The organism is Streptomyces niveiscabiei, from assembly GCF_033794345.1.
Lineage (GTDB): Bacteria > Actinomycetota > Actinomycetes > Streptomycetales > Streptomycetaceae > Streptomyces > Streptomyces niveiscabiei.
On the sequence record NZ_JARAYJ010000002.1, the window covers coordinates 383647 to 397104 of the forward strand.

Annotated in this window: 12 protein-coding genes; 10 read left to right on the plus strand and 2 right to left on the minus strand. The window is 72.5% G+C overall.

All coding sequences use genetic code 11. From position 1 onward, the window contains the following. Nucleotide 1 precedes the first annotated feature (1 nt). A complete protein-coding gene (locus PV682_RS03900; protein WP_319723989.1) occupies nt 2-874 on the plus strand; it encodes an MBL fold metallo-hydrolase in 873 nt (290 codons plus the stop codon). Nucleotides 875-913: 39 nt separating this feature from the next. On the opposite strand, the gene PV682_RS03905 is transcribed toward PV682_RS03900, so the two are convergent. Further along, nucleotides 914-2077 carry a pyridoxal phosphate-dependent aminotransferase gene (locus PV682_RS03905; protein WP_319723991.1) on the minus strand — a complete coding sequence of 388 codons (1164 nt, stop codon included), beginning with the start codon at nt 2075-2077 and terminating at the stop codon, nt 914-916. 41 nt (nt 2078-2118) lie between these two features. After that, complete coding sequence (locus tag PV682_RS03910; RefSeq protein WP_319723993.1) at nt 2119-3756, minus strand: hypothetical protein; 1638 nt, start codon at nt 3754-3756, stop codon at nt 2119-2121. Nucleotides 3757-4206: 450 nt separating this feature from the next. On the opposite strand from PV682_RS03910, the gene PV682_RS03915 reads away from it, so the two are divergent. From PV682_RS03915 to PV682_RS03955, 9 genes are all read left to right on the plus strand, one after another. Then, complete coding sequence (locus PV682_RS03915) at nt 4207-4965, plus strand: DUF4142 domain-containing protein (RefSeq protein WP_319724201.1); 759 nt, start codon at nt 4207-4209, stop codon at nt 4963-4965. A gap of 141 nt (nt 4966-5106) precedes the next feature. Next, on the plus strand, nt 5107-6330 hold the full coding sequence (locus PV682_RS03920; RefSeq protein WP_319723995.1) for a sensor histidine kinase: 1224 nt from the start codon (nt 5107-5109) through the stop codon (nt 6328-6330). Between the two features lie 160 nt (nt 6331-6490). Then, nucleotides 6491-7756, plus strand: a complete 1266-nt coding sequence (locus PV682_RS03925) for a beta-ketoacyl-[acyl-carrier-protein] synthase family protein (RefSeq protein ID WP_109361764.1) — start codon at nt 6491-6493, stop codon at nt 7754-7756. 2 nt (nt 7757-7758) lie between these two features. Then, entirely contained in the window at nt 7759-8958 is a 1200-nt protein-coding gene (locus tag PV682_RS03930) for a ketosynthase chain-length factor (protein WP_456154967.1), read from the plus strand. A gap of 52 nt (nt 8959-9010) precedes the next feature. After that, complete coding sequence (locus tag PV682_RS03935) at nt 9011-10057, plus strand: methyltransferase (protein ID WP_319724001.1); 1047 nt, start codon at nt 9011-9013, stop codon at nt 10055-10057. Nucleotides 10058-10151: 94 nt separating this feature from the next. Beyond that, complete coding sequence (locus PV682_RS03940) at nt 10152-11201, plus strand: methyltransferase (RefSeq protein WP_319724004.1); 1050 nt, start codon at nt 10152-10154, stop codon at nt 11199-11201. A gap of 39 nt (nt 11202-11240) precedes the next feature. Beyond that, nucleotides 11241-11504: an acyl carrier protein gene (locus PV682_RS03945; protein WP_319724006.1), complete on the plus strand. Its 264-nt coding sequence runs from the start codon at nt 11241-11243 to the stop codon at nt 11502-11504. Between the two features lie 71 nt (nt 11505-11575). Beyond that, on the plus strand, nt 11576-12526 hold the full coding sequence (locus PV682_RS03950) for an aromatase/cyclase (protein ID WP_319724008.1): 951 nt from the start codon (nt 11576-11578) through the stop codon (nt 12524-12526). Next, nucleotides 12523-13452 (plus strand): MBL fold metallo-hydrolase, encoded by a 930-nt coding sequence (locus PV682_RS03955; RefSeq protein WP_319724010.1) that lies wholly within the window; start codon nt 12523-12525, stop codon nt 13450-13452. The genes PV682_RS03950 and PV682_RS03955 overlap by 4 nt, the downstream gene beginning before the upstream one ends. Nucleotides 13453-13458 lie beyond the last annotated feature (6 nt).

Here is a 13458-nt window from a genome sequence, read left to right on the forward strand (position 1 = left end):
GATGACCACCAAGCCGTGGGTATGTGAGACGTGCGGGAACCACGCCTACACCGAGGGGGACACGCCTCCCGGCGAGTGCGTGATCTGCGAGGACGACCGCCAGTGGGTCCCCGCGGGCGGCCAGCGCTGGACCACCCTCGACGCGATGGCGGCCGGCGGCTACCGCTCGGTGGTGCGCGAGGTGGAGCCCGGCCTCCTGGGGGTCGGCGCCGAGCCGATGATCGGCATCGGCCAGCGCGGGCTGGTCCTGCGCACCGACGCGGGCAACGTCATGTGGGACCCCTCGCCGTACCTCGACGAGGCCGCCGTCGACGCCGTCCGGCAGGCCGGCGGGCTCAGCGTCGTCACCGCGAGCCACCCGCACTTCTACGGCGCGATCGTCGAGTGGGCCCGGATCTTCGGCGCGCGGATCCTGCTGCCCGAGGTGGACATCCACTGGCTCGGGCGCCCCGCCTCGGCCGAGGACCTCGTGCACACCTGGTCGGACGAGGTCCCGCTGGCCGACGGCGTGACCCTGATCCAGTGCGGCGGCCACTTCCCCGGCAGCGCCGTCCTGCACTGGGCGCAGGGCGCCGACGGCCTCGGGGTCCTGCTGACCGGGGACACCATCAACATCTCCCCGGGCGAGGACCGGGTGGCGTTCCTCTACAGCGCCCCCAACCGCCTCCCGCTGCCCGAACGCGGCGTGCACGGCGTCGTCGAGGCCGTCCAGCCGTACTCCTACGACCGCATGTACGCCCACTGGTGGGCCCCGGCGATCCGCCGGGACGCCCAGCGGATCCTCAAGGAGTCGACCGACCACTACCTGAAGTTCGTCCGGGGCGACGCGCCTGAGTGGCTCACCGAGGGCCACCACCACGGCCACGCGCACTGACACCGGCCGCGCCCCTCCCCGGGGCGCGGCCACTGCGCGCTAGGCGAGGGCGGCCAGCCGCCGCACCGCCTCCGTCAGCACCTCGGTCCTCTTGCAGAACGCGAACCGCACCAGGCCCCGGGCCTCCGCGCCGGGGTCCCGGTAGAACACCTGGTTGGGGATGGCCGCCACCCCGCACAGCCGGGGCAGCTCCCGGCAGAACTCCAGCCCGTCCGCGTCGCTGAGCCCCCTGATGCTCGTGGTGATGAAGTAGGTGCCGTCCGGCCGATGGACCGTGAACCCGGCGGACCGCAGGCCCTCGGCGAGCAGATCGCGCTTGGCCCGCAGCTCCCGCCGCAGCCCGTCGAAGTAGTCGTCGGGGAGCCGCAGCGCCTGCGCCGTCGCGTACTGGAACGGCCCGCTGGACACATAGGTGAGGAACTGCTTCGCGGTGAGGACCGCCGAGACCAGCGCGGCGGGCCCGCTGACCCAGCCGACCTTCCAGCCGGTGAACGAGAAGGTCTTGCCGCCCGAGCTGATCGTGAGGGTGCGCTCCCGCATGCCCGGGAACGTGGACACCGGGACGTGCTCCACGCCGTACACGAGGTGTTCGTACACCTCGTCGGAGATCACCAGCAGATCCCGTTCCACCGCGAGTTCGGCGACAGCGGCCAGCTCCTCGCGGGTGAGGACCGTGCCGGTCGGGTTGTGCGGGGAGTTGAGGAGCAGGATGCGGGTGCGCGGGGTGACGGCGGCCCGCAGCGCGTCCAGGTCGGGGCGGAAGGACGGCGGGCGCAGGGGGACCGGGACGTGGACGCCGCCCGCCATCGCGATACACGCCGCGTAGGTGTCGTAGGTGGGCTCGAAGGTGATCACCTCGTCGCCGGGCTCCAGCAGGGAGAGCAGGGACGCGGCGATCGCCTCCGTGGCTCCGGCCGTGACGAGGACCTCGGAGCCGGGGTCCAGGGTGATGCCGTGGAACCGCTTCTGGTGGTGGGCGACGGCCTCGCGCAGCTCGGGGACGCCCCGGCCCGGCGGGTACTGGTTGCCGCGGCCGGCCAGGACGGCGTCGGCGGCGGCGCGGGCGATCTCGGCGGGGCCGTCGGTGTCGGGGAAACCCTGGCCCAGGTTGATCGAACCGGTCTCGGCGGCGAGTGCGGACATCTCGGCGAAGATCGACGTACCGGCCTGGGCCAAGCGGCTGTTCACATGGGAGATCGGCATGAACCCATCGTGCCCTTCTGCGGGGTGGTCGGGGGAGGTGTTCACCGGCGGTACGTCACGTACAGCCTGCCGCGGTGGAAGGCCGCGCCGCCGGCGTCCAGGGCGGGGAAGCCGCCGGCGTGGGCGGGCGCGGGGGGCTCGGCCCAGCCGCCGTCGGCGAGGGCGGCGAGGCGCAGCCGGCCGTCGGTGTCGCGCGCGAGGAGGTGCGGGCCGAGGCCGGGGTGGTCGACGAGGGTCGGGCTGCGCTCGGTCAGCAGGCCGGGCGCGGGGGCGTGGGCCTGCCAGCGGGCCGGGTCCGACGGGGCGCCGCTGGAACGGACGTGGACCTGGTCGTCGAGGCCGCGGTGGGCGATCCACAGGGCGTCGCCCGTGGAGACGAGCGCGGGGGCGCTGTCGCTCGCCGAGTCGGTGAAGCAGTGCGTGAAGGCGCTGCGGAAGTCCGTGCCGAGCCGGTCGAGGTGCATCCGCTTGCCGTGGTCGCGGCGGGCGACCCAGAGGTGCCCGCCGTGCGAGGCGATGTCGGGCGACACGGGGCTGTCCCAGCCCGCCACCCGCGCTTCCCGGGTCCACGCCGAGCCGTCGAAGCGGCTCCACAGGATCTCGCCGTCCGGCGTGGTGTGGAAGGAGTACAGCAGGCCCCCGTGCACGGTGAGCGCCGCGCGCTGACGGCTGCTCGAACCGCCGACCGGCACGGGCGCGCTCCAGGCGCCGCCGCGCAGCCGGCTCCACATCAGCCGCTGGTCGCCGGGGCGGGCGAAGACGACGTGGAGGTCGCCGCCGTAGGAGACCAGGGACGGCGCGGTGACGCTGCGCAGGGCGAGGGGGACGGGCACGCTCCACGGGGACGGCCGCCCGCTCCGGTAGGTGGCGTACTCCAGGGAGCCGGAGGGGAAAGAGGGCCGCTCACCGCCGTACCGGAGCCGCGGTGCGGTGCCGTCGCTCTCGGGCAGTTCCAGGGCGGGCCGGTGGAAGAGGACGGCGGTGCCGGCGCGGCCGAGGGTGAGGCGCAGGGGGGTCGTCCTCGGCGGGTGGTCCAGGTGAGTCCTGAGGAAGGCGTACAGGTTCATGACCTCCCAGGCCACGCCGACGAAGACCTGTCCGGGGGGCTCGGTGTCCAGGTCGGCGACGGCTGTGTCGCAGGCGCGGGCGAGGGCGTCCAGGGCGCGGGCGAGGTCGTCGCGGGGTTGTGTCCCGGCGTGGATCGTGAAGGAGACGCGGCCCTGGGCGGGGCCGTCGAAGAGGAGCCTGGGGGCGGGGGCGTGATCGAGGTGCCACGTCGCGCGGAACGGCGCCTCGTCCGCCCCACCGGAGGGGGAGACCCCGGTGACGCCGACGACGCCGAAGCCCGACTCCCGTACCCCGGCGGCGAACTCCGCCGGCCACACGGGCGCGCCCTCCGCCAGGGCCTCGGCGTCGAGGAACGCCACGTTCGGGCGGGTGACCGCCTCCTCGGCCACCTCCCGCGCGCGGGCGCGCAGATCCGCGAAGCCGTGTCCGGACGACACCGGGCGTTCCGTGACGGTCTCGCGGCGCCCCCAGTCGCGTATCTCCTCCTCCGGCAGGACGGTCCGCAGGACGTCCAGCAGCAGGCTCTCCAGATCCGTCGGCTCCTGCCCGGCCCGTAACCGGTCGGCGCCGTGCAGCGCCGCGCGGATCAGGTACCCCCTGGTGTTCGACATGCCGCTCCCTTCGGTCTCGGTCCGTCCCCGAAGCCCTCCCCACCCTCGGCGGGAACAAGACCCGCTCCTCCTGGTCCGTCACCTTCACGAACGCCTGTATTCGCACAAGCGAATGTATGGGGTCGGCCTCGATGTGACTTCCGGGCTGCTTGTTCGGGGTCGGGAGTGGCATGGCAATTGCTTATTTTTGCAATTGGTTAGATGCTGCACTCGATTCCACCGGGCGCTCGATCAGGGGCACTTGCGGCCGATCGCCCTCCCGCGTCCATGCCCCGGACGCCGGAAGAGGGCCCGGCGGACGCCGAGGCGCCCCCTGGACGGCACATCCCCGCACCCTCGGCGGCAAATTTCTCGGTCGCTCCAGTGAATGGAGTGACGATCAGCTCCGTACTCCTGGGCGTGTGACGTCCCGACGAGGCAGGAGGCAGAGTGCGGGTTTCTCGCAACGCGATGGGGACGCTGTTCGTGGGCGGCGCGCTGAGCCTGACGCTCGCCGCCCTCGTCTACCCGGCGTTACTGGGGGTCAGAACGGTCTCCGAGGCGGCGTCCAGAGTCATCGCCGACACCCAGTGGGGTCCCCTGACCGAGGGCGACCGGGACTTCGTGGTCAAGGTGCGCGCGGCCGGCCTGTGGGAGCACCCCGTCGCGCGGATGGGCGTGGAGAAGGGCACCGACCGACGGGTCGTCACCGCCGGACGGACCCTGGCCGACGGCCACGCCGCCCTCGACGTCACCGTCCGCAAGATCGCCCCGCTGCTGGACATCACGCTGCCGAACCTGGCGAGCCCCCAGCAGACCGGCTTCGTCAACCGGCTGGCCACCGACAGCAAGGGCGAACAGTTCGACCGGGACTTCGCGAACCTCCTGCGCCAGAGCGACGGCTCGTTCTTCACCACCGTCGCGCAGATCCGCTCCACGACGAAGAACGCGCTGGTGCGCGCGCTCGCCGAGCAGGCCGACCACATCCTCCTGAACCACATCGCGACCCTCGAACAGACCGGCCTCGTCGACATCGACCAGGTCCTCGCCCAGCAGACCACCGCACCCGACCTGCCCGACTCCGACCTGACCCCGCCCCCCGGCGTCGCCGGCCAGCAGCTGTCCGTCCTCACCCCGCCCCCGGACGCGACCACCAGCCCGGTCGACATCGACCGGATCGCGGGCAGCGAGGACGGGGTGACGTCGGCGCCGGGCAGGGCGAAGAAGTGACGGCGCGGGGGTGCCTCCCGGGTACGACCTCCGGGGTACGACCAGGGGTGTACGTCCCGCCCGCGTACACCCGGCGATGCACGCGCCGGACCCGACTGCGACCTGACGACCCGGCCCCGCCTCCCTGAGTAGCCTGACCCTGTGTCCGGCATCGTTCCCGTACGGCAGATCCAGCGGTTCCTCACCCGGCGACCGCACCCCCTGGTCCTCCTCGACGTCGCGCTGGCCGCCCTGCTCTGCGTCGGCCTGCTGTGGGCCGACGCCCGCAGCGGCGCCCACCCCGCGTCCGACGCCGAGCACGTGCTGCGGACCCTCGGCATCGTCTTCGCCGCGCTCGCCGTCGCCGCCCGCAGGCGCTGGCCCCGGTCGTCGTTCGCGGTGGCGTCGGTGTGCGCCTTCGTGGTCGCCGCGCTGAGCGGCGCGCCGCAGGTGTCGGTCTTCGTCGCCCTCACCGCGTACACCACGGCGGTGACGGCGGAGTACGCGTTCTGGTGGGTCCACCCCGGGGTCTCCGGGCTGCTGATGGCCGCCGGTGTCGCCATCGGGCGTGTCGCCTCGGGCTGGCTGGCCATCCTCGCCGCGAACGTCGCGATCATCTGCGTCGGCTGGTTCGCGGGCCTCGCCGCCCGGGAGCACCGCAACCGGCTCATCGCCACGGCCGAGCGGGAGGCCGAACGCGAACGCGAGCACGCCGCCCGCATCCGGCAGGCCGCCATCGACGAACGCCTCGTCATCGCCCGCGAACTGCACGACATCGTCGCGCACTCGATGAGCCTCATCGCGCTGCGCGCCGGGGTCGCGCGCATGGTCATGGACAGCGACCCGGCCCAGGTCGCGGAGACCCTCGGCATCGTCGAGACCACCACCCGCCAGGCCCTGCACGAGATGCGGCTGCTCGTCGAGGTGCTGCGCCACGAGCACGCCGTCGACCCCGCGCTCACCCCCACCCCGGGGCTGGCCGACACGGCCGCGCTGGCCCACCAGATAAGGAGTGCCGGCGTCGACGTCGACCTCGCCATCGGCGGCACCGCACGCCCGCTGCCCGCCGCCGTGGACCTGTCGGCGTACCGCATCGCCCAGGAGGCCCTCACCAACGTCGTCCGCCACGCCGGGCCGACCCGGGCGACCCTGCGCATCGAGTACCGCCCCGAGGACGTGGTCATCGAGGTCACCGACAGCGGTCCCGCCGAGCCGCGCCGCCGGGGCGACCCCGTCCCGCGCACCTCCTCGGCCGGGGCCGGGCACGGGCTGATCGGCATGCGCGAGCGGGCGGCCCTCTTCGACGGCTACCTGCGCGCCGGCCCGCACGGCAGCGGTTTCCGGGTCCAGGCGCTGCTGCGCACCGGGGAATCCGCCGCCTCATAGCCACTTCACAGCCCCCTCATAACCCTGTGACCTGCGCCGACAATAGCGAAGATCAGCTCTAGTCTGGACCGGTCAAGATTTGTTTGAGGTTCACTCAAGCCCGCCGTTGAAGTATGGCCGTCGGAAAGGGCGGTGGCTGGCGGACTCCAAAGGAGTGCTTGTGGACCGGGCCGTGGTAATCACCGGTATCGACGTGATTGCGCCAGGAGGGCTGGGAAGGAAAGAGTTCTGGAATCTCCTCACCGCGGGTCGCACGGCGACCAGAGGAATTTCCTTCTTCGATCCCAGCCCTTTTCGTTCGAGAGTGGCCGGAGAATGTGATTTCAATCCAGCGGCAATGGGCCTGCTGCCCCGCGAGATCCGGCGTATGGACCGCGCGACCCAGCTCGCCGTGACGTGCGCCCGCGAGGCCCTCGTCGACAGCGGCCTGGACGTCGAGGCCCTCGACCCGGCCCGCGTCGGCGTGAGCCTGGGCAGCGCGGTCGGGGCGACGACGAGCATCGAGCGCGAGTACCTCGTGCTGTCGGACAGCGGCCGGGAGTGGCTCATGGACGAGGGGCACCTCTCCCCTCACATGTACGACTACATGGTGCCGAGCGCCGCCGCCGCCGAGGTGGCCTGGCGGACCGGCGCCGAGGGGCCGGTCGCGATGGTCGCGACGGGCTGCACCGCGGGTCTTGACGCGGTCGGGCGGGCCCACGAGGCGATCATGGACGGCACCGCCGACGTGATGTTCGCCGGCGCCACCGACGCCCCGGTCTCCCCGATCGTCGTCGCCTGCTTCGACGCGATCAAGGCGACCACCCCGCGCAACGACGACCCCGCCCACGCCTCGCGCCCCTTCGACGCGACGCGCAACGGGTTCGTCCTCGCGGAGGGCGCCGCGGTCATGGTGCTGGAGGAGCGCGAGCACGCCCGGGCGCGCGGCGCGCACATCTACGCCGAGGTCGCGAGCCACGCCACCCGCTGCAACGCGTACCACATGACGGGCCTCAGGCCGGACGGCCGCGAGATGGCGGAGGCGATCCGCCACGCGCTGGCGGACGCCCGGTGCGCGCCCGAGTCCGTCGACTACGTCAACGCGCACGGTTCGGGCACCCGGCAGAACGACCGCCACGAGACCGCCGCGTTCAAGGACGCGCTCGGGGCGCACGCCTACGCGGTGCCGGTCAGCTCGATCAAGTCCATGATCGGCCACTCGCTCGGCGCGATCGGCTCGATCGAACTCGCCGCGTGCGCCCTGGCCATCGAGAACAACGTGGTCCCGCCGACGGCCAACCTGCACGAGCGCGACCCCGAGTGCGACCTGGACTACGTGCCGAACGAGGCGCGCGAACTCCCGGTGGACACCGTCCTGTCGGTCGGCAGCGGCTTCGGGGGCTTCCAGAGCGCCGTGCTGCTGCGCGCCCCGGAGCGTGCGGCATGAACATGCCCCCGGTGGTGACCGGGATCGGCACCATGGTGGGCGACGGGGCGGGCGTCGAGGAGCACTGGCGGTCCGTGCTCGAAGGCCGCTCCTGGATCCAGCCGATCCAGCGGTACGACGCCTCCCGCTACAGCGCCCGGCTGGCCGGGCAGATCACCGGCTTCGACGCCGCCGAGCGGCTGCCGAGCCGGCTCATCCCGCAGACCGACCGGGTGACGCAGCTGGCGCTCGTGGCCGGCGACGAGGCCCTCGCCGACGCGCAGGCCGCCGACCGCGGCTACGACCCGTTCGACATGGGCGTCGTCACCTCCAACGCGTCCGCCGGCTGGGAGTTCACCCACCACGAATTCCGGAAACTGTGGACGCAGGGGCCGCAGAAGGTCAGCGTGTACGAGTCGTTCGCCTGGTTCTACGCCGCCAACACCGGCCAGCTCTCCATCCGCAACGGCATGCGCGCCGCCGGCGGGGTGCTGGTCGCCGACCAGGCGGGCGGGCTCGACGCGATCGGGCAGGCCCGGCGCAACCTGCGCCGGGGAGCGGGGCTCATGGTCGCGGGCGGCCTCGACTCCGCCTTCGACCCCTGGGGCTGGCTCTCGCACCTCGCGAGCGGCGAGGTCAGCACCGCCGAGGACGCGACCCGCGCCTACCTCCCCTTCGACGCCGCCGCCGGCGGCTACGTGCCCGGCGAGGGCGGCGCCATGCTGGTGCTCGAACACGCCGACGCGGAGCGCCCGCCCCCGCACCGCTACGGCGTGGTCGCCGGATACGCGGCGACGTTCGACCCGCCGCCCGGCAGCGGGCGCCCCGCCAACCTCGCCCGCGCGATACGGCTCGCCCTCGCCGACGCCGGGGTGACACCCGGCCAGGTGGACGTGGTCTTCGCGGACGGCGCCGGCATCCCGGAGCGCGACCGCAGCGAGGCGGCGAGCATCGCGGAGGTCTTCGGGCCCAGGAAGGTCCCGGTGACGGTGCCCAAGGCGGGCGTCGGCCGGCTCCTCGCGGGCGCGGGCCCGCTGGACGTCGTCACCGCGCTGCTGAGCCTGCGCGACGGCGTGATTCCGCCGACCCCGCATTCCCGCACGATTCCCGACGAGTACGCCATCGACATGGTCACGGAACCCCGTCAGGCGAAAGTCGGTACCGCCCTCGTGACGGCCCGGGGCCGGGGTGGATTCAATTCGGCCGTCGTCATCACGCGGTAACGCGTTCGCAACGTACTGAGCAATTGGCGTGACAGCCCGGAAAGGGGCCGACATGAGCCAGGGAACAGACGTCAGCTACATGAAGGAACTCCACAGCGAATCCCCGCTGAGCACCATGATCGAACTGCACAGCGGTGTCCGGATCACTTACATGCTGCAAGCCGTGGCCGAACTCGGAATAGCCGACGAACTCAGCGCGGGCCCGTTGGCCGTGGAGGAACTCGCGAAAAGGACCGACTGCGACGCGGACGCCCTCTACCGGGTGCTGCGGGCGCTGGCCGGCAAGGGCGTCTTCACCGAGGTGTCCCGCCGCACCTTCGGCCTCACCACGCTGGCGGACGTCCTGCGCTCGGACCACCCCAACTCCCTGCGCGACGCCTTCCAGATGCACGCCCAGAGCTTCATGCACGACGCCTACGTCGGGATCGGGCACACGATCCGCACCGGTGAGCCCGCCTTCGAGCACGCGAACGGCATGCCGCTCTTCGCGTACGTGGCACGCCACCCCGAGCTCCGGGAGCTGTTCGGCAGGTCGATGGGCAAGGCCAACCGGCAGATCCAGCTCGCCGCCGTGGAGACCTGCGACCTGACCGGCGTGAAGACCCTCGTCGCCGTCGGCGGCGCCCAGGGCCACGTCCTCGCCGAGATCCTCACCCGCCACCCCGGGATGCGCGGCGTGTACGTCGACGGCCCCCGCATGGCGCCGGCCGCTGAAGCCGTCCTGCGCGGGGCCGGGGTGCTCGACTCCGTCGAGTTCGCCGTCGGGGACTACCTGGAGTCGGTGCCCCCGGGCGGCGACGTCTACCTCGTGTCCCACGTGTTCCAGCAACTGAGCGACGCCGACACGGTCAAGGTGCTGAAGAACATCCGCCAGGTGATGGCGGACGACAGCCGGGTCCTGATCGTCAACGCGGTGATCCCCGAGGGCGACGTACCGCACCCGACGAAGATCCTCGACAGCACCATGCTCGTCCTGGGCCGCAACCGGGACCGTACCGAGGCGGAGTTCGGGGACGTCCTGCGGCAGGCGGGGCTGCGGCCGACCGCCACGATCGGGCGGGCGCTCCCGTCCAGCGTGGTCGTCGCCGAACCGGCCTGACCCCGCCGTGCACCTGTCCGGGAAACCGCACGCCCCAGAAGCCGTACAGCCGAGAAGCCACGTGTCCCAGAAGCAACGACTGGAGGGAACGACCATGCCCGATCAGGCAGCGGGTGCCCCGGCCGACAGCGGTCGCAAAGAAGCTCTGCTGAGCACGATGTGGGACTTCCACAGCGGGCTGCGCATGGGGTTCATGCTCTCCGCCATCGCGGAGATCGGCATCGCCGACCACCTCGTGGAAGGCCCGCTCCCCGTCGACGAACTGGCCGAACGCACCGGGAACGACCCCGACGGCCTCTACCGCGTCCTGCGGGCCATGGCGAGCAAGGGAGTCTTCACCGAGACCTCCCGCCGCGTCTTCGCCCTCACACCGCTCGCGGAGATCCTGCGCTCCGACACCCCGCACTCCCTGCGCGACGTGTTCCGCCTCCAGGGCAAGCACTTCATGCGCAACGCCTACGCGGAGATCGGCTACTCCATCCGCACCGGCCGCCCCGCCTTCGACCACGTCAACGGCGAGGAACTCTTCACCTACCTCGCCCGGCACCCGGAGATGAACGAACTGTTCAGCGGCGCCATGGGCAACGCGGCCGGCCAGACCCAGAAGTCCGCCGTCGCGACGTACGACCTCACCGGCGTGCGCAGGCTCGTCGACGTCGGCGGCGCCCACGGCCACCTCCTCGCCTCGATCCTCAGCCGGTACCCCGACATGGAGGGCGTGGTCTTCGACCAGCCGCACGTGGTGCCCGGCGCGGAACGCGTCCTGGACGAGGCCGGAGTCCTCGACCGCGCCGAACTCGTCGGCGGCAGCTACCTCGAAGCGGTGCCCCCGGCCGGCGACACCTACGTCATCTCCCACGTCCTGCACCAGCTGTCCGACGCCGAGGCGATCACCGTCCTCACCAACATCCGCCGCGTCATGGACCCGGCCGGCCAGGTCCTGGTCATCGACCCGGTCATCCCCGAGGGCGACGCCCCGCACCCCGGCAAGTTCATGGACATCACCATGATGGCGCTCAGCCAGGGCCGCGACCGCACCGAGGCCGAGTTCGCCGAGGTCTTCGAGAAGGCCGGCCTGCGGCTGACCGGCACGGTCGGCCTGGACGCGCCCTCCAGCGTGGTCGTCGCCACCCCGGCGCCGTGACGCGATGTGACGAGACGAGACGAGACGAACGAGGAGACCATGAATACCCCGATGAGCTACGACGATCTGCGGGCGATCCTCGTCGAGGCCGCCGGCTCGGCCGAGGGGGTGGACCTGACCAGCCAGGACATCCTCGACAGCGACCTCTACGACGTCGGCTACGACTCGCTCGCGCTGATCGAGGTGGGCGCGCGCATCCAGCAGCGCTACGGCATCGACATCCCCGACGAGGAGGTCACCGAGCTGCGTACCTTCCGCACCATCCTGGACCGGGTGAACTCCTCGATCTCCACCGCGACGTGAGAACGGCGACCTGAGAACGGCGACCTGAGAACGGCGACCTGAGACCAGGGCGAACCGGACTGGAGGCACCGATGACCACGCCCGAGATCCACGCGCGCCACGAGACCGAGACCGACACCCCGCCGTCGACCGTGTACGACCTGATCACCGACGTGTCCCTGTGGCCGGTGGTCTTCCGCCCCACCGTCCACACCGAGGTCCTGGACCGCTCGGCCCGGGGCGACCGGTTCCAGATCTGGGCGACCGTGTCCGGCGGCGAGGTGAACACGTGGCGCTCCCGCCGCGACTTCGACGCCGCCGGACACCGCGTCACCTTCCGGCAGGACCACGAGAACCCCCTGTTCGGCCTCATGGGAGGCGGCTGGACCTGCCTCCCGCTGGACGGCGGCCGGACCAGGGTCGTCCTCGAACACCGCTTCGTCCCACCCCCGGACCAGGCCGACGCACGCGAGCGGATCGCCCGGGCGCTCGACACCAACGGCGCCGCCGAACTGGAGGCCCTGCGCACCGTGTCGGCCCTCCCCGGAGGCATCGGCGCCTGGCTGGTGACGTTCACCGAGACCATCGGCCTCACCGGCACGGCGGACGCCGCCCGCGCCTTCGTATGGGACGCCGACCGGTGGCCCGAGCGCCTGCCGCACGTCGCCGCCCTCGACCTCGTCGAACAGCCCGGCGGCGCCCAGGACATGACGATGAGCACCCGCGCCCCCGACGGCACGGTCCACACCACCCGCTCCCTGCGGCTGCTGCTGCCCGACGGATCGATCGTCTACAAGCAGACCCGGCCACCCCGCGTCCTCCTCGGACACAGCGGACGCTGGGCCTTCGACACCGGCCCGGCGGGCAGCACGATCACCTCCACCCACACCTGCCTGCTCGACCCGGCCGGAGTGGCCGAGGTGTACGGCCCCGGCGTCACCGCCCCGCAGGCGGCACAGCGCGTCCGCGCCGCGCTGTCGGCCAACAGCCGCGTCACGATGGAGCACGCGGACCGGTACTCCGCGTCGGTCGGTGCCCCGTGAGCACCGAGGTCCGCGCACCCCTCGGCCGCCTGCGCGAACTGGCGGACGGCGTCCACGCGTTCCTCCAGCCGCCCGGCGGCTGGTGCCTCAGCAACGCCGGAGTGATCACCGGACCCGACGGACTGGTCCTGATCGACACGGCCGCCACCAGGACGCGCGCCGAGGCGCTGCGGGCGGCGGCCGAGGGGCTCGGCCGGGGCCCGGTGCGGACCGTGGTCAACACCCACAGCCACGGCGACCACGTCTTCGGCAACTGCGTCTTCGCGCCGCCCGCCGAGATCGTCGCCCACGAACTGACCGGCCCGGAGATGCGGGCCACCGGCATGGCGCTGCAAGGGCTGTGGCCGGACGTCGACTGGGGCGAGCTGACCCTCAGACCGCCCACCATCACCTTCGCGCACAGCCTGACCCTGATGGTCGGTGACCGGCCGGTCGAACTGCACCACGTCGGCCCCGCGCACAGCACCAACGACGTCGTCGTCTGGCTGCCCGACGCGCGCGTGCTGTTCGCCGGCGACGTGGCCCTGCCCGGCTGCACCCCGTTCTGCCTGATGGGCTCCGTACGGGGCTCCCTCGCCGCGCTGGAGCGGCTGCGCGGCTTCGGGGCCGAGACCGTGGTCGGCGGGCACGGCGAGGTCAGCGGCCCCGAGGTCCTCGACCGGACGGAGGACTACCTGCGCTGGATCCTCGACCTCGCCGCCGAGGGGATCGCCGAGGGGCTCACGCCCTTGCGGACCGCCCGCCTGCGCGGCACCGGCGACTTCGGCGGGCTGATCGACCCCGAGCGGCTGGTCGGGAACCTGCACCGGGCGTTCCTGGAGCTCCGGCGGCCGGACCTGGCGCTCGGTACGGAACTGGACGTACCGGCCGTGTTCGAGGAGATGGTCCGGTTCAACGACGGCCGCCTGCCGACCTGCCTGGCCTAGCCAGGG

What these genes read in the sequence shown, in the direction of transcription:
- PV682_RS03905 (WP_319723991.1), bottom strand. Translation starts at nt 2,077, where the DNA reads ATGCCGATCTCCCATGTGAACAGCCGCTTGGCCCAGGCCGGTACGTCG.
- PV682_RS03945 (WP_319724006.1), top strand. Translation starts at nt 11,241, where the DNA reads ATGAATACCCCGATGAGCTACGACGATCTGCGGGCGATCCTCGTCGAG.
- PV682_RS03910 (WP_319723993.1), bottom strand. Translation starts at nt 3,756, where the DNA reads ATGTCGAACACCAGGGGGTACCTGATCCGCGCGGCGCTGCACGGCGCC.
- PV682_RS03950 (WP_319724008.1), top strand. Translation starts at nt 11,576, where the DNA reads ATGACCACGCCCGAGATCCACGCGCGCCACGAGACCGAGACCGACACC.
- PV682_RS03900 (WP_319723989.1), top strand. Translation starts at nt 2, where the DNA reads ATGACCACCAAGCCGTGGGTATGTGAGACGTGCGGGAACCACGCCTAC.
- PV682_RS03930 (WP_456154967.1), top strand. Translation starts at nt 7,759, where the DNA reads ATGCCCCCGGTGGTGACCGGGATCGGCACCATGGTGGGCGACGGGGCG.
- PV682_RS03940 (WP_319724004.1), top strand. Translation starts at nt 10,152, where the DNA reads ATGCCCGATCAGGCAGCGGGTGCCCCGGCCGACAGCGGTCGCAAAGAA.
- PV682_RS03915 (WP_319724201.1), top strand. Translation starts at nt 4,207, where the DNA reads ATGGGGACGCTGTTCGTGGGCGGCGCGCTGAGCCTGACGCTCGCCGCC.
- PV682_RS03935 (WP_319724001.1), top strand. Translation starts at nt 9,011, where the DNA reads ATGAGCCAGGGAACAGACGTCAGCTACATGAAGGAACTCCACAGCGAA.